Source organism: Spongiibacter pelagi (assembly GCF_014705705.1).
Lineage (GTDB): Bacteria > Pseudomonadota > Gammaproteobacteria > Pseudomonadales > Spongiibacteraceae > Spongiibacter > Spongiibacter pelagi.
Map to the genome: position 1 here is coordinate 72,331 of NZ_JACXLD010000005.1, position 15,356 is coordinate 87,686.

The 15,356-nt window shown below is 52.3% G+C and carries 14 protein-coding genes; 10 read left to right on the plus strand and 4 right to left on the minus strand.

Annotation, left to right across the window (positions count from 1 at the left end):
• Positions 1-31 precede the first annotated feature (31 nt).
• Together IB286_RS10095 and rplQ are read left to right on the plus strand one after the other, a co-directional pair.
• A complete protein-coding gene (locus IB286_RS10095) occupies positions 32-1,033 on the plus strand; it encodes a DNA-directed RNA polymerase subunit alpha (protein WP_190765126.1) in 1,002 nt (333 codons plus the stop codon).
• Between the two features lie 69 nt (positions 1,034-1,102).
• Positions 1,103-1,492, plus strand: a complete 390-nt coding sequence (gene rplQ, locus IB286_RS10100; RefSeq protein ID WP_190765128.1) for a 50S ribosomal protein L17 — start codon at positions 1,103-1,105, stop codon at positions 1,490-1,492.
• A gap of 173 nt (positions 1,493-1,665) precedes the next feature.
• On the opposite strand, the gene uvrA is transcribed toward rplQ, so the two are convergent.
• Positions 1,666-4,491, minus strand: coding sequence for an excinuclease ABC subunit UvrA (uvrA, locus tag IB286_RS10105; protein ID WP_190765130.1), 2,826 nt, complete (start codon positions 4,489-4,491; stop codon positions 1,666-1,668).
• A 188-nt stretch (positions 4,492-4,679) separates the two neighbouring features.
• On the opposite strand from uvrA, the gene IB286_RS10110 reads away from it, so the two are divergent.
• From IB286_RS10110 to IB286_RS10130, 5 genes are all read left to right on the plus strand, one after another.
• Positions 4,680-6,056, plus strand: a complete 1,377-nt coding sequence (locus tag IB286_RS10110) for an MFS transporter (protein ID WP_223826298.1) — start codon at positions 4,680-4,682, stop codon at positions 6,054-6,056.
• 103 nt (positions 6,057-6,159) lie between these two features.
• On the plus strand, positions 6,160-6,675 hold the full coding sequence (gene ssb / locus IB286_RS10115; RefSeq protein ID WP_190765132.1) for a single-stranded DNA-binding protein: 516 nt from the start codon (positions 6,160-6,162) through the stop codon (positions 6,673-6,675).
• A gap of 130 nt (positions 6,676-6,805) precedes the next feature.
• A complete protein-coding gene (locus IB286_RS10120; protein WP_190765134.1) occupies positions 6,806-7,657 on the plus strand; it encodes a sugar nucleotide-binding protein in 852 nt (283 codons plus the stop codon).
• Entirely contained in the window at positions 7,654-8,181 is a 528-nt protein-coding gene (gene moaB / locus IB286_RS10125; protein ID WP_190765136.1) for a molybdenum cofactor biosynthesis protein B, read from the plus strand. Before IB286_RS10120 ends, moaB begins: the two co-directional genes overlap by 4 nt.
• Positions 8,181-9,407, plus strand: a complete 1,227-nt coding sequence (locus IB286_RS10130) for a molybdopterin molybdotransferase MoeA (protein WP_190765138.1) — start codon at positions 8,181-8,183, stop codon at positions 9,405-9,407. Before moaB ends, IB286_RS10130 begins: the two co-directional genes overlap by 1 nt.
• Positions 9,408-9,528: 121 nt before the next feature.
• Here the strand turns inward: IB286_RS10130 and fabB are convergent, their stop codons facing one another.
• The gene (fabB, locus tag IB286_RS10135; protein WP_190765140.1) at positions 9,529-10,752 is read right to left on the minus strand and encodes a beta-ketoacyl-ACP synthase I; all 1,224 of its coding nucleotides are present in this window, start codon (positions 10,750-10,752) and stop codon (positions 9,529-9,531) included.
• 40 nt (positions 10,753-10,792) lie between these two features.
• Positions 10,793-11,317 carry a bifunctional 3-hydroxydecanoyl-ACP dehydratase/trans-2-decenoyl-ACP isomerase gene (gene fabA, locus IB286_RS10140; RefSeq protein WP_190765143.1) on the minus strand — a complete coding sequence of 175 codons (525 nt, stop codon included), beginning with the start codon at positions 11,315-11,317 and terminating at the stop codon, positions 10,793-10,795.
• Positions 11,318-11,552: 235 nt separating this feature from the next.
• Between fabA and galU the strand changes: the two genes are divergently transcribed.
• Positions 11,553-12,389, plus strand: coding sequence for a UTP--glucose-1-phosphate uridylyltransferase GalU (galU, locus tag IB286_RS10145; protein WP_190765145.1), 837 nt, complete (start codon positions 11,553-11,555; stop codon positions 12,387-12,389).
• A 2-nt stretch (positions 12,390-12,391) separates the two neighbouring features.
• Positions 12,392-13,735: a phosphohexomutase domain-containing protein gene (locus tag IB286_RS10150; RefSeq protein ID WP_190765147.1), complete on the plus strand. Its 1,344-nt coding sequence runs from the start codon at positions 12,392-12,394 to the stop codon at positions 13,733-13,735.
• 80 nt (positions 13,736-13,815) lie between these two features.
• Here IB286_RS10150 and IB286_RS10155 read toward each other — a convergent pair whose 3' ends face one another.
• The gene (locus IB286_RS10155; RefSeq protein ID WP_190765149.1) at positions 13,816-14,778 is read right to left on the minus strand and encodes a polyprenyl synthetase family protein; all 963 of its coding nucleotides are present in this window, start codon (positions 14,776-14,778) and stop codon (positions 13,816-13,818) included.
• A 261-nt stretch (positions 14,779-15,039) separates the two neighbouring features.
• Here IB286_RS10155 and rplU point away from each other — a divergent pair, with 261 nt between their 5' ends.
• Positions 15,040-15,351: a 50S ribosomal protein L21 gene (rplU, locus tag IB286_RS10160; protein WP_190765150.1), complete on the plus strand. Its 312-nt coding sequence runs from the start codon at positions 15,040-15,042 to the stop codon at positions 15,349-15,351.
• Positions 15,352-15,356 lie beyond the last annotated feature (5 nt).

The following is a 15,356-nucleotide window of genomic DNA, read 5'->3' on the forward strand; positions in this document are numbered from 1 at the left end:
GCCTAACAATCACTAGATCACAGGTGAGCTAATGCAAAGTGCAGTGAACGAATTTCTGACTCCACGAGTTATCCAAGTTGAAGAACAAGGTGCGACTCGTGCGAAGGTAACTCTTGAGCCCCTCGAGCGTGGTTTTGGCCACACTCTGGGTAACGCACTCCGCCGCATTCTGCTGTCCTCTATGCCTGGCTGTGCGATCACCGAAGTAGAAATCGAAGGTGTTCAGCACGAGTACAGCGCGATTGAGGGTGTTCAGGAAGACGTGATTGAAATCATGCTCAACCTGAAAGATGTTGCTGTAGTACTGAATGAAAAAGACCAAGCGGTTCTGACTCTGAACAAATCTGGCGCTGGCGCTGTCACTGCAGGTGATATCCAAACGGACCACGATGTTGAGATTGTTAACCCAGACTTGGTTATCGCTAACCTCAACAGCACTGGCAAGCTGAACATGCGCCTGACCATCGGTCGTGGCCGTGGTTATGTGCCTGCTGATGCTCGCGACACTTCCGATGAAGAGACTCGCTCTATCGGTCGTCTGCAACTGGATGCCAGCTATAGCCCCGTTCTGCGTGTGAGCTATGTGGTTGAGAGTGCACGTGTTGAGCAGCGTACAGACTTGGATAAACTGGTTCTGGATCTGGAAACCAACGGTACCATCGACCCAGAAGAAGCGATCCGTCGTGCAGCGACTATTCTGCAACAGCAGTTGGCCGTGTTCGTTGACCTTGAAAGTGCTGGCGAAAGCGCACCTTCAAGAGAAGAGAATGAAGTTGACCCAATTCTGCTGCGCCCAGTAGATGATCTGGAACTGACTGTACGTTCTGCGAACTGTCTGAAAGCCGAGAACATTTACTACATCGGTGATCTGGTACAACGCACTGAAGTTGAGCTGCTGAAGACCCCGAACCTGGGTAAAAAGTCGCTTACCGAAATCAAAGACGTGCTTGCCTCACGCGGTTTGTCTCTGGGCCTGCGCCTAGACAACTGGCCACCGGCTAGCCTGAGAAATGATGATCGGGTTCTGGCCTAAGTTTTAGCCGGTACCAATCGATAGTACATGCTGAGATAGCATCAACGTTTAATTTAAGGAATTGCAGCCATGCGTCATCGTCATAGCGGCCGCCAACTGAACCGTAACAGCTCTCATCGCAAAGCGATGTTTCGCAATATGACCGCTTCACTGGTTGAGCACGAACTGATTAAAACTACCCTGCCAAAGGCGAAAGAACTGCGTCGTTATGCAGAGCCTCTGATCACTCTGGCAAAAACTGATAGCGTTGCTAACCGTCGTCTGGCGTTCAGCCGTCTGCGTAGCGACGAAGCTGTTGGTAAACTGTTCAACGAGCTGGGCCCCCGTTACAACGGTCGTCCCGGTGGTTACCTTCGCATCATGAAATGTGGTCTGCGTACTGGTGACAAAGCGCCTATGGCCTACGTTGAACTGGTAGACCGTCCACAAGTTGAAGAGACTGAATCCGACGAGGATTAAGTTTCCTTTGCTGTGTAGACAGTAAATCAAAAGAAGCCGACCTAGTGTCGGCTTTTTTGTTTTTGTTATTCAAAAAAACGGGAGCTTTAATGCTCCCGTTTGTCGTTTTGCTATTTGGTTTCCGGGATGGCTCATTTCAGAGATATCCCAAAAGCCTCTGTTAGTGTTTGACTTTACGCCAACATGGGGCCTAAAAAGCGACCGGTATGGGAGTGTTCAATTGTAGCTACTTGCTCTGGGGTGCCTTCGGCAATAATTTGTCCACCGCCGCTGCCGCCCTCTGGGCCAAGGTCAATAATCCAGTCTGCGGTTTTAATGACATCCAGATTGTGTTCGATTACGACCACGGTATTGCCGTGATCGCGCAGTCGGTGCAGTACAGTCAATAACAACTGAATATCTTCAAAGTGCAGGCCCGTGGTGGGCTCATCAAGAATGTATAGTGTCTTGCCGGTATCGCGTTTAGATAATTCTTTTGCCAGCTTGACCCGCTGAGCTTCACCGCCAGACAAGGTGGTTGCGGCTTGACCAAGACGAATATAACTCAAGCCAACATCCATCAGGGTCTGCAGTTTTTTATAGATTGCCGGGATGTTTTCAAAAAACTGGGTGGCGTCTTCTACGGTCATCTCCAGCACTTCATGGATATTTTTACCCTTGTACTGAACCTCAAGGGTTTCGCGGTTATAGCGTTTGCCTTGGCAAATATCGCAGGCGACATAGACATCGGGTAAAAAGTGCATTTCAACTTTGGTAACACCGTCGCCCTGACAGGCTTCGCAGCGGCCACCTTTAACATTAAAGCTGAATCGACCGACTTTATAACCCCGAGAGCGAGCTTCTTCGGTACCTGAAAACAGTTCGCGAATACCGGTAAAGATGCCCGTGTAAGTGGCGGGATTAGAGCGCGGTGTCCGACCGATAGGACTTTGATCAATGTCGATACATTTATCAACGAGATCTAACCCCGTTATCGATTTATAGGGCGCTGGTTTCAAGGTGGTGGCGCCATTGAGCTGTGTGGCCGCGAGTGGGAATAAGGTGTGATTAACGAGTGTAGATTTGCCGGAGCCGGATACGCCCGTCACGCAGGTCATTAATCCCAGCGGGATATTCAGATCGACATTTTGCAGATTATTGCCGGTAGCGCCTTGTAATGAAATATAGCGCTCGGGCTGTGCTGGGTGTCGTTTTTTGGGAATCGCAATACAGCGCTCACCGGATAAGTATTGCCCGGTCAGGGAATTAGGATTGTTTAGAATATCGTCTAAGCGACCTTCTGCAACTACCTGGCCGCCGTGTACGCCCGCGCCGGGGCCAATATCAATAATATGGTCGGCGGTGCGAATCGCGTCTTCATCGTGTTCAACCACAATAACGGTGTTACCGATATCGCGTAGATGACGAAGGGTATTTAACAGGCGTTCGTTATCGCGCTGGTGTAGGCCGATGGAAGGTTCGTCGAGAATGTACATCACGCCCACTAGACCAGCGCCAATTTGGCTTGCAAGGCGAATACGCTGCGCTTCGCCGCCAGACAGGGTGTCTGCACTTCTATCCAGCGTGAGGTAATTGAGGCCCACATCAACCAGGAAACGCAGGCGGTCATTAATCTCTTTTAGAATTTTCTCAGCAATTTGGGCGCGGCGGCCGCTGAGCTGCAGCTGGCCGAAATACTCTTGCGCCACACCGACTGGCATGCCGTTAATTTCTGGCAGGGTTTGTTCGTGGATAAAGACATGGCGTGCTTCGCGCCGCAGGCGGGTGCCTTTGCAATCCGGACAGGACTGAGTGCTGAGGTATTTAACTAAATCCTCACGCACGGTCTGAGAGTCGGTATCGCGGTAGCGCCGCTCCATATTCGGGATAATGCCTTCAAAGCGGTGGGTGCGTTTAAAGCTGTCGCCACGGTCGTTGATGTAGGTGAAGGCAATTTCTTCATCGCCGCTGCCGTGCAGAATATGTTGCTGGTGCTGTTTGTCGAGACTCTCGAAAGGCGCATCAATATCAAAGCCGTAGTGCTCGGCGAGTGAGGTCAGCAAGTGAAAGTAATACACGCTGCGTTTATCCCAGCCGCGAATGGCGCCGGTCGCCAAACTCACTTCTGGATGAAGCACAATGCGGCTTTCATCGAAAAACTGGCGCACACCCAAGCCGTCACAACTGCCGCAGGCGCCCATGGGGCTGTTAAATGAAAACAGCCGGGGCTCCAATTCACTCAGACTGTAGCCGCAGTGAGGGCAGGCAAACTTGGCGGAAAACACCAGTTCTTCGTCTAGGCTTTTATCCATGGGCGCAATAACGGCGATACCATCGGATAATTCCAGCGCAGTTTCAAAAGACTCGGCAAGGCGTTGGGCCAGATCGTCGCGAACCTTGATGCGATCAACGACAACTTCAATATTGTGTTTACGCTTTTTATCCAGTTCTGGGGCGTCATCAAGATCGGTAACGATGCCGTCAATGCGAGCGCGTACAAAACCCTGAGAGCGTAATTTCTCCAGAATATGTAAATGTTCGCCCTTGCGGTTTTTGACCACGGGGGCGAGTAGCATCAGCTTGCTGCCCTCAGGCAGAGCAAGTACGGCGTCGACCATTTGGCTTACCGTTTGTGCGCTAAGCGCGACTTCGTGGTCTGGGCAGCGCGGCTCACCCACGCGGGCAAACAAGAGCCGTAGGTAATCGTGAATCTCAGTAATGGTGCCGACGGTCGAGCGTGGATTATGCGACGTTGATTTTTGCTCGATAGAGATTGCCGGGGACAAACCGTCGATATGGTCGACATCGGGCTTGTCCATCATCGACAAAAATTGGCGTGCGTAGGTCGAAAGGGACTCGACATAACGTCGCTGGCCTTCGGCATAAAGGGTGTCAAAGGCAAGTGAGGACTTGCCCGAGCCAGATAAGCCGGTAACAACAACCAGTTTGTCGCGGGGAATTTCTAGGTCGATGTTTTTGAGATTGTGTGTTCGCGCGCCGCGAACAATGATGCGATCCATACCGGTTCCCGCTCGTGAGTCAGCCAGCCATTATACGTGCCCGAGAAAAGTCAGTGCAAAGCGACATTGCGAAACTATTGGAAATCGCTTTGTTGAAAGCCGACATATCTGACAACACTGGGCTTTTGTGGGGTGGCTGCTAACTGTTAATATGACGCAGTTTTCTACGTGGTTTAGGCGTCTTTGGTTTGAGTTCTCACGCAATGAATCCGATCGAGCGGCGCGCGGTTGCCTCGCTGGCGATTCTCTATGTTTTCCGAATGCTGGGCTTGTTCATGTTGCTGCCGGTACTGTCTCTGTACGCGGCGCAATATAAGTTGAGCACGCCTGCATTGGCCGGGCTGGCACTTGGCGTTTATGGCTTTAGTCAGGCCTTGTTGCAGATTCCGCTGGGTATGTTGTCTGACCGTATTGGCCGCAAGCCGGTAATTGTTGGTGGGCTACTGCTATTTATTGCCGGTGGATTTGTCGCCGCTGGGGCAGAAACGATCTACGGCGTTATTATTGGCCGGCTTTTGCAGGGTGCGGGAGCAATCGCCAGTACCCTAACGGCGTTATTGGCAGATGTGACCCGAGAGCAGCAGCGCAGCAAAGCGATGGCCGCAATCGGCGGTAGTATCGGTTTGTCTTTTGCGGTGGCGATGATTTTGGGGCCAATGCTGGCGGCCAAGCTGGGTATCTCAGGCTTGTTTTTAACCACCTCGGCGCTCGCTGGAGTGGGGCTATTCATTACCCTCTTTATCGTGCCTTCGGTGCGAGTTCAAAGTACTGATCCGGCAGCCAAGCCCCTTGCTGGTCTACTTAAAAATTGCCTTACAGACGCGGGCCTAATGCGGCTGAATCTAGGTGTCTTTGCCTTGCATGCAATGTTAATGGCGATTTTTGTGGTGGTGCCCACTGAGCTTGAGGCGGCGGGCCTGCCGCGCACGGGTCATTGGCATCTGTATTTGCCGGTGATGTTACTTTCGTTTCTTGCGATGCTGCCTTTTATGATTTTTGCCGAGCGGGCGGGGCGTCAGCGCGAGTTATTTTTGCTGATTGTCGGTGTTATGTGCGGGGCCATGTTATTAGGCTTGGCGCAGGAAATTGATGCGCTAAACAGCGGCGTGCTCGGCTTAGGCTTAGTTCTGTTAGTGTTTTTCTTTGGCTTTAATTATCTCGAAGCGGCGCTGCCATCACTGGTGAGCCGCGCCGTTCACGCCGGTGGTAAAGGCACTGCGATGGGCGTTTATGCCAGCTTTCAATTTATGGGAGCCTTTGTGGGTGGCCTTGTGGGGGGCTGGTTAAGCGGTCTTTGGGGTGGCGTCGCGGTATTTTTATTCGCTGCGATTTTAGCTGCCGCTTGGTTATTTGTAGCGTGGCCAATGCAGGGGCCGCAAAAAACGGAAAGTTTGACCTTGCACTGGGCGCTGGGAGCTTGGAATGCCGAGAAATTGCGGGAAGAAGTTTTGTCTCTGCCTGGCGCACTCGACATGACGGTATTTGAAGAGCAGCAGTTGGCCTATCTGCGTGTCTTGCCCGAATTCGACAGCGGGCAATTGCCCGGTGGAATCAATCACGATTGAGATTTTGCGGTCGTAGTGAACCTTGCCTGAATCCGGTATAGTCAGGCGTAAGCGGCCGTGACATTCGGCTGATCAAGATAAAGATTAAGAAAGGAGTAGGCGCATGGCGCGTGGTGTGAATAAAGTGATCCTGGTGGGCAATTTGGGGCAAGACCCTGAAACCCGTTATATGCCTTCCGGTGGTGCAGTAACCAATGTCACCCTCGCGACGAGTGAAACGTGGAAAGATAAACAGTCTGGCCAGCCACAAGAGCGCACCGAGTGGCACCGCGTAGTGTTTTTCAATCGCCTAGCTGAAATTGCCGGTGAATACCTGAAAAAAGGTTCAAAAGTTTACGTTGAAGGTTCTCTTCGTACTCGTAAATGGCAGGATCAGAGCGGCCAAGATCGCTACACTACTGAGATTGTCGCGGCGGAAATGCAAATGCTGGATAGCCGTGGTGGCGGTGACAGCTACGGCGGCGGCGATTCCTATGGTGGTGGTGCTAATTATGGTGGCGGCGCGCCGCAGCGCTCTGCTCCTCCGCAGCAGCAGCGTGCACCGCAGTCAGCTCCGGCGCAATCGGCGCCACCGGCTAGCGGTTTTGACGATAATTTTGACGATGATATTCCGTTCTAGACTTTACCTTAATTAAAAGTGTCGTCCCTTAGGCTCACTCCGCCGGGCGTGAGCCGAGACTTTAAACCGGTTCTTGTGGTGCAAGGGCACCTGCAAGTTTTCTAAGATTTAATGGCGCGAGTGCCCGCTCTTGTCTTCTCCGCACACCATTCTGATTAGTCACCGTTGCGCTATTGCTGAGGCGCTGCGTCTGCAATACCAATCCCGAGGTCGGGCGTTTATCGAGGTGGATGCCCATCAACGGGCAGCGCTTTCCGATGCTCAACTTGAATCCGCTGTCATTATTGATTTGTCTCTGAGCGTTGAGGCTGGCGAGGCGAGCTTTGCCGATACGGCAATAGCGGATTGGCAGCATTTTGTGGAGCGCTGCGCGGGGCGGGGTAGTAAATACTTACTGCTTAGTGAGGGTCGTGTTTTATCGGCCGTCGAATTTGATCAAGCCTTGCATGAAAGTGCGGTGCCGGCACCAGTAGATGCTCTGGGGCATTTATTAATGGCGGCGGAGGGGTTTCTGCTTAGTCAGCCTCAATTGCAGCCACTGGTGCTGCGCAGTGGGCCGATTATTTCCACCGGGGAAAATAATCTCCTCGCACAATGTCTCGAATTATTGCGGCAAGAGCAGCCTCGAATCTTGGCAAGTCAGCATCGCTCCTGTCCCACGCCGGCGATAGATTTGGCGCGGGTGTTGTCGGCAATGACGGATCAGCTGACTTGCGGCGCTGAGTGCCGAGGCGTATATCACTACAATAGCAGCGGCGCTTGCAGCTACTACGAGTTTATCGAAGTGGTTCATGCCTATGCTGCCCAGTTTTTGCCTGCCCAATCCCGTTTAACCGAGTCAGAGGCGGGGGAGTCGTGGTCACCTTGGGTGCCGGAGCTTTCCTGTCAGCGTTTGTTGGGCAGTTTTGGTATCAAGCAATTACCTTGGCGAGCGTGGTTGCCCAAGCTGATTAAGAATTTATGTGAGGATCAAAGCAAATGAGTGCCAGCGAAAACTTTAGCCCGCTGGGTGTTGCGGTGCTGACGGTGTCTGATACCCGCACGGAAGACACTGACAGCTCCGGGCAGTTTCTAGCTCAGGCCTTACTCGAGGCGGGGCATCAGCTTGCAGATAAACGCATTGTAAAAGACGATATTTATCAAATTCGCGCGGTGTTGTCGGCGTGGATTGCCGATACCGATATTCAATCGGTCTTGGTCACCGGTGGTACCGGCTTTTCCGGGCGCGACTCAACCCCGGAAGCGGTTTCAGTTCTGTTTGATAAGCACATAGAAGGCTTTGGCGAAGTGTTCCGTGCGGTGTCTTTTGAAGAGATTGGTTCCTCAACAATCCAGTCTCGTGCTCTGGCGGGGTTGGCAAATAACACAGTGATTTTCTGTGTGCCGGGTTCTACCGGCGCTTGTCGCACGGCTTGGAATTCTCTGATTGCCCAGCAGTTGGATAGTCGCCATCGCCCCTGTAATTTCGTCGGGGTATTAAAAACGCGCCAACAACAGACCTCCTGATGGCGCTGCGCTCGGTAGACGACACCCTCTCTGAATTACTGGCTGATGCGCGGCCGGTACCCCCGCGTGAAATTGCTCTTGATGAGGCACTGGGTGCGGTTTTGGCTGCACCAGTGATTGCGCCCATTGCCGTGCCTCCCGCCGATAATAGTGCGATGGATGGCTATGCCCTGCGCTTTGCCGATTTCACCGAAAATACCTGTCTGCCAATAAGCCAACGTATTCCCGCCGGTTGCGCGCCAATGCCGTTAGCGCCAGGAAGCTGTGCTCGATTGTTTACCGGGGCGGAAATCCCCGGCGGGGCGGATACTGTGGTGGCGCAGGAAGATACCGAGTTGCGTGACGCCGGCATTTGTATTCTCGCGTCTCCCAAGCAGGGGCAGCATATTCGGCCAAGGGGGCAGGATATTGCGCTGGGCGCAACACTGTTGGAAGCTGGCCATCGCCTTGCTGCGGTGGATTTGGGTTTGCTGGCGTCGGTGGGCGTTTCGCAAATCAGTGCTCGGGCTGGAATTCGGGTTGCGTTAATGTCGACCGGAGATGAGTTGCGTGAGCCGGGCGAGGCGCTGGAAAAGGGGGCGATTTATAATTCCAATCGCCCCATGTTGTCTGCTTTGCTTAAACAGCTTGGCTGTGAAGTGATTGATCTGGGTATTGTTCGAGATAGTCCAGAGGCGACCCAAGAGGCGTTGGATCGCGCCCGCCGTGCTGCCGATGTGGTGATTTCTACTGGCGGTGTTTCCGTGGGTGAAGAGGATCATGTCAAAGCCCAAATCGAAAAAATGGGGCGACTGAGTTTATGGAAGCTGGCGATCAAACCGGGTAAGCCCTTAGCCTATGGTTGGTTGCCCAGAGCGAACGCGGCGAATGAGCGCGATGAAATTCCCTTCTTTGGCTTGCCCGGTAATCCGGTATCCAGTTTTGTGACCTTTAGTCTGCTAGTGCGGCCTTATTTGTTAAAAATGCTGGGGGCGCTCCAGTTTTTACCTACATTGCACCGCGCTCGGGTTAATTTTGATTGGCCGAAAGCGGGGGGGCGTCAGGAATATTTGCGGGCTCGCGTGGCAGAAAAAAACGGCGAGTTCTGGGCAGATATTCATCCGCAGCAAAGTTCAGGTGCGCTGAGCTCGGTGGCTTGGAGTAATGCCTTGTTAGTGGTTCCGGTGGGAGCAACCTTCGCTAAGGGCGAATGGGCGGAGTGTCTTTATTTAAAGGACATAACTTAAGGGACATGATTTAAGGGGTAAAGCTTGAGTGAGATGGCCCGAACCAAACTGTTTGTCCAATAAAAAAGCCCGCAAATGCGGGCTTTTTTATTGCTTGGTGCTATTAGACAACGCTAACGGCTTAACCTTGATAACGCTGGAATACCAAGCTGGCATTGGTGCCGCCAAAGCCGAAGCTGTTCGACATAATGGTATTCAGGGTTACGCCTTCACGTTTCTCAAGGGCAATCGGCACGCCTGCTGCTTCCGGGTCGAGGTTGCTGATATTCGCGGATGCGGCAATGAAATTATTCTGCATCATTAGCAGCGAGAAAATCGCTTCCTGCACACCGGTCGCGCCCAGAGAGTGGCCAGCTAGAGATTTAGTTGAGCCAATCACGGGAATAGGCTTGTTGCCGTAAGCTTGCTTAACGGCTTTCAATTCCTGCATATCGCCCGCTGGGGTCGAGGTGCCGTGGGAGTTGATATAGTCCACTTCCTGGGCAATACCTTGCAGAGCCAGACGCATACAGCGCGCAGCACCTTCGCCGGAGGGGGCAACCATATCGTAGCCGTCTGAGGTGGCACCGTAGCCAATCAGCTCGCCGTAGATTTTTGCGCCACGGGCTTTGGCGTGCTCCAGCTCTTCCAGAACCACCATGCCAGCGCCGCCAGAAATAACAAAGCCATCGCGGTCGGCATCGTAGGGGCGTGAAGCGCGGGTCGGGGTGTCGTTATACTTGGTCGACAGTGCGCCCATGGCGTCGAACAGGCAGCTCAGACTCCAGTGTTCTTCTTCACCGCCGCCGGCAAAAATCACGTCTTGTTTGCCGAGTTGAATCAATTCAGCCGCATTGCCAATACAGTGAGCGCTGGTCGCGCAAGCAGACGAAATCGAGTAATTCACGCCCTTGATTTTGAACGGGGTCGCCAGGCAAGCAGATACCGTGCTGCCCATGGTTTGGGTGACGCGGTAGGGCCCAATCCGCTTAACGCCTTTTTCGCGCAGAATATCGGCAGAGTCGATCAGATTGGCGGAGGATGCACCGCCGGAACCGGCGATAATACCGGTGCGTTCATTGTCTAGGTCCGCTTCAGTCAGACCGGAATCGGCAATGGCTTGCTCCATGGAGATAAACGCCATGGCCGCCGCATCGCCCATAAAGCGCAGTTGCTTGCGGTCGATGTGGTCTTTGAAGTCCAGATTTTTGATGGTGCCGGAAATCTGACTGCGGAAGCCCATTTCCTTGTAAATTTCGTTGGCCTCAATACCTGAGCGGCCTTCTTGCAGTGAGCTCAGAACTTCGGCAGTGTTATTGCCGATGCTAGAGACGATGCCCATGCCAGTGATAACTACGCGTCTCATCGAATTCTCCTTTCTTATGCTGAATGCTTAGTGCGGGGACTTAAGCAAAACTCTCGGTGTCTTGAAACAGGCCAACTCGCAGGTCTTTGGCGGTATAAATCACTTTGCCATCTACGGCGACTTCGCCGTCGGCAATGCCCATCACCAACTTGCGCTCAATTACGCGCTTGAAATTCAGTTTATAAGTCACTTTTTTCGCGGTGGGAAGAATCTGACCGGTGAATTTGATTTCGCCCGCACCGAGTGCGCGACCTTTGCCGACATTGTTGCGCCAGCCAAGGTAGAAACCCACCAATTGCCACATGGCGTCCAAACCGAGGCAGCCTGGCATCACCGGGTCTTCTACAAAGTGGCAGTCGAAGAACCACAGGTCTGGGGTGATATCCAATTCGGCCTCTAATACGCCCTTGTCGTATTCGCCGCCTTCCTTGCTGATATGGGTGATGCGATCAACCATCAGCATATTGTCTACCGGGAGTCGTGGACGGCCGGGGCCAAACAGGCGACCGTGACCACATTCGATAAGATCTTCTTTAGTGAAGCTGGTTTTTTCAGTAAAGCTCATAGGGTCTCTTTTAGGCTCTATTTTTAGTTGCCGCGCATCTTATCACAAGGAATTTTAATTCACCCAAAATTGTCAACATTGTCTCTGGGGCTGTCACAATGCAGCAATAAATTTTTAATATAAAGGTGGGCTTTGAAGCGGCTACCTATGAGATTTCATCGGTGGTAAGCTCTTTACTAGCTAGTTTTGTCGCACCGGATGTGCGGTTTGTTGTTCCTCACCCTCAGGATGTCCCATGATTCGAAAATGTCTATTTCCCGTGGCCGGATACGGCACACGTTTCCTTCCAGCTACTAAATCAATGCCTAAAGAAATGTTGCCCATTGTGAATAAGCCCCTCGTGCAATACGGGGTGGAAGAGGCAATTGAGGCCGGTTTGAAGCAGATTGCATTGGTCACCGGTCGCGGTAAGCGCGCCATTGCTGATCATTTTGATATTAGCTATGAGTTAGAGCATCAGATCGCGGGTAGCGGCAAGGAAAAATACCTGAGCAGTATTCGCAAAGTGCTGAATGAAGGCACGTTTATGATGACTCGCCAGCGTGAAATGAAAGGCTTGGGACATGCGATTCTGACTGGTGAAAGCCTAATTGGTAATGAAGCGTTTGGCGTGGTGCTGTCTGATGACTTGTGCCTGAACCCCAATGATGACGGCGTGCTGAAGCAGATGGTGAAGCTGTATAACCAGTTCCGCTGTAGCATTGTTGCGATTCAAGAAGTGCCGATGGAAGAAATCCATAAATACGGTGTGATCGCCGGTGACGATATGGGCAATGGCCTGTTTCGGGTTAGCGATATGGTGGAAAAGCCAGACGCCGATAAAGCGCCGAGCAATCTCGCGGTGATTGGTCGCTACGTATTAACGCCGGATATTTTCGATATTATTCGCGAGACTCCGCCGGGTAAGAACAATGAAATTCAGCTTACCGATGCGCTGCTAACGCAGGCGAAAGCGGGTTGTGTGCTGGCGTATAAATTCCGCGGCAAACGCTTTGACTGCGGTAGTGTGCCCGGCTTTATCGAGGCGACTAACTACGTCTATGAGAACGTCTACGACGAGGACGTTCACTGATCATGACTGAGTTAAGCTGTTTTAAAGCCTACGATGTGCGTGGGCGTATTCCCGATCAACTAAACGAAGATATTGCCTACCGCATTGGCCGCGCTTATGCCGAAGTGATTCGCCCTAAGAAAGTGGTGGTGGGGCACGATATTCGTTTAAGCAGTGAAGCGATTAAAGGCGCGTTGACCGAAGGTTTGCGTGATTCCGGTGTGGATGTTTACGACATCGGCCTGTGTGGAACCGAAGAAATCTATTTCGCGACCTCTCATGCAGAGATGGATGGCGGTATTGCGGTTACTGCGAGCCACAATCCCAAAGACTACAACGGCATGAAGTTTGTGCGCGAGCAGTCTAAGCCAATCAGTGGTGATACAGGCCTGTTTGATATCAAGGCGCTGGCGGAGAAAAATGATTTTGCGGCGCCGTCGACAAAAGGCAGCCTGCAAGCATTGGATACTTCGGCCGCCTATGTTGAACATCTGCTCAGCTATGTGGATGTCTCGGCACTAAAACCACTGAAAGTGGTGGTGAATGCGGGTAATGGCGGCGCGGGACGAGTGGTTGATCTGCTTGAGCCGCATCTTCCCTTTGAGTTTATTCGTGTACACCACGAGCCCGATGGCAATTTCCCGAATGGGGTGCCCAATCCACTGCTGGAAGAAAATCGTCAGCCCAGTGTTGATGCATTGCGTGAGCACGGTGCAGATTTGGCCATCGCTTGGGATGGTGACTTCGACCGCTGCTTCTTCTTCGATGAAAACGGCGAGTTTATTGAAGGCTACTATGTGGTCGGTCTGTTGGCGGCGAGCTTTTTGCTGGGTTCGCCCGGCGAGAACATTGTTCACGATCCCCGTTTGACCTGGAACACCATCGACATTGTTGAGCAAGCTGGCGGTCAGGCGGTGCAAAGTAAAACCGGCCACGCCTTTATTAAAGAGCGGATGCGTACTGAAAACGCCATTTACGGCGGTGAAATGAGTGCCCACCATTACTTCCGTGATTTTGCCTACTGCGACAGTGGCATGATTCCGTGGTTGCTGGTGACTCAATTAATGTGCGCGAAGGGGCAGAAGCTATCGGAGCTGGTGGCTGAGCGTATGGCGGCCTTCCCTTGCAGTGGTGAAATTAACCGCGAAGTTGAAGATGCAAAAGCGGTTATTTCTGCCATCGAACAACGCTACAAAGACGGCGCGGCTCAAGTCGATTACACCGATGGCCTGAGCATGGAATTTGGCGAGTGGCGCTTCAATGTGCGCATGTCGAATACCGAGCCGGTCGTGCGCCTGAATGTGGAAAGTCGTGCGGATGTAGCCTTGATGAAGGAAAAAACGGCAGAACTGCTAGCAATGCTGTAGCGTCTTCTGACCGAAATAAAAAAGCCCGCTGTTGCGGGCTTTTTTATTTCAATGCAGGTTGTTGAATAATCAGGGTTTTCCTAGTTTTTACGGCCTAGGGCGATCTCGCACAGTCTAAGCATTTGAGTTTTTGCTTCGTTCTCAGGCATGGCGGCAAGAGCCTGCTCGGCAAGCGCGGAGTATTGCTCGGCTTGCTGGCGACAATAATCGAGCGCGCCAGTACGCTGCACAATATCAAGAATCTCTGGTAGGCGTTCTGCAGATTTATCGCTGATCGCTTGGCGAATAATGGCTTTTTCTTCTTCGCTGCCGTTTTGCAGTACATAGATCAGTGGCAGAGTGGGTTTGCCTTCAGCCAAATCATCGCCAATATTCTTGCCGGTTTCCGCCGGGTCACCCTCGTAGTCCAGAATATCGTCTACCAGTTGAAAGGCGATGCCCAGATTCATGCCGTAATCATAGAGCGCTTGTTGAGCGTCCAATTTATTACTGAGAATGGCGCTGCCAGCACAGGCGGCGGCAAACAGAACCGCCGTTTTGCTGCGAATCACATCAAAATAGGTCTGCTCGTCGGTTTCGGCTTGTCCGGCGCGAGTCAGTTGCAGTACTTCACCTTCGGCGATGGTATTGGTGGTGTCAGAGAGCAGCCCCATCAATGGCATATTGCCAATTTCCACCAAAATCTGGAAAGCGCGGGAATACAGGAAGTCGCCCACCAGTACGCTTGGCGCGTTGCCCCAGTTGGCATTGGCGGTGGGCCGGCCCCGGCGCAGTTCAGAAATATCCACCACATCATCGTGCAGCAGGGTGGCGGTATGGATAAATTCGATTACCGCTGCCAGCTTAATATGGTTTTGATCGCAGCGGTCATCAATGAGCTGGGCGCTTAACAAGGCTAGAAGTGGGCGCAGACGCTTGCCGCCGGCCTCGATAATGTAATGACCAATATTTTCAACGAGGGCGACCCGCGAGTGCAGTTGATCAATAATAAAGTCGTTAACGGCGTTGAATTCTGAGTCAACGACACGGCGGATATTTTGCATGCGCTTGGGTAATAAAAAGAAAAAGTCGGCAGCATGCTAGGGGGGTGTAACAAGGCTGTCAAGCGACGTGCAAACAGGCTTGTTTTTGCTGTTTATTATGCGTACAATTCGCGCCCCTATAGCAAAACCGCCGCTAATTTGCCCGGCAAATTACGTTGCGGTGCCTGGACTTGTCCCGCTGCATTGGCCTTTGGTCGTGTGGTGGCTATACAGCAAAGTATACAGAAACGCATTGCAAGCAGGCTTTTTGGAGATATGCCCATGTACGCAGTTATTGTTAGCGGTGGTAAACAGCACCGCGTAGAAGAGGGTGAAACCCTCAAGCTGGAAAAAATCGAATTGGCTCCCGGTGAGACTGTGACTTTTGATCAAGTCCTGCTGGTGAAAACAGGTGACGAGCTGAAAATCGGCGCGCCACTGGTTGAAGGCGGCAAAGTAACTGCCGAAGTGGTTTCACAAGGTCGCCACGACAAAGTGAAAATCATGAAATTCCGCCGTCGTAAGCACAGCATGAAAACCGCCGGTCACCGTCAGTGGTACACTGAGGTGAAAATCACCGGCATCAGCGCGTAATCGCT

What these genes read in the sequence shown, in the direction of transcription:
- IB286_RS10095 (WP_190765126.1), top strand. Translation starts at nt 32, where the DNA reads ATGCAAAGTGCAGTGAACGAATTTCTGACTCCACGAGTTATCCAAGTT.
- rplQ (WP_190765128.1), top strand. Translation starts at nt 1,103, where the DNA reads ATGCGTCATCGTCATAGCGGCCGCCAACTGAACCGTAACAGCTCTCAT.
- uvrA (WP_190765130.1), bottom strand. Translation starts at nt 4,491, where the DNA reads ATGGATCGCATCATTGTTCGCGGCGCGCGAACACACAATCTCAAAAAC.
- ssb (WP_190765132.1), top strand. Translation starts at nt 6,160, where the DNA reads ATGGCGCGTGGTGTGAATAAAGTGATCCTGGTGGGCAATTTGGGGCAA.
- moaB (WP_190765136.1), top strand. Translation starts at nt 7,654, where the DNA reads ATGAGTGCCAGCGAAAACTTTAGCCCGCTGGGTGTTGCGGTGCTGACG.
- IB286_RS10130 (WP_190765138.1), top strand. Translation starts at nt 8,181, where the DNA reads ATGGCGCTGCGCTCGGTAGACGACACCCTCTCTGAATTACTGGCTGAT.
- fabB (WP_190765140.1), bottom strand. Translation starts at nt 10,752, where the DNA reads ATGAGACGCGTAGTTATCACTGGCATGGGCATCGTCTCTAGCATCGGC.
- fabA (WP_190765143.1), bottom strand. Translation starts at nt 11,317, where the DNA reads ATGAGCTTTACTGAAAAAACCAGCTTCACTAAAGAAGATCTTATCGAA.
- galU (WP_190765145.1), top strand. Translation starts at nt 11,553, where the DNA reads ATGATTCGAAAATGTCTATTTCCCGTGGCCGGATACGGCACACGTTTC.
- IB286_RS10150 (WP_190765147.1), top strand. Translation starts at nt 12,392, where the DNA reads ATGACTGAGTTAAGCTGTTTTAAAGCCTACGATGTGCGTGGGCGTATT.
- IB286_RS10155 (WP_190765149.1), bottom strand. Translation starts at nt 14,778, where the DNA reads ATGCAAAATATCCGCCGTGTCGTTGACTCAGAATTCAACGCCGTTAAC.
- rplU (WP_190765150.1), top strand. Translation starts at nt 15,040, where the DNA reads ATGTACGCAGTTATTGTTAGCGGTGGTAAACAGCACCGCGTAGAAGAG.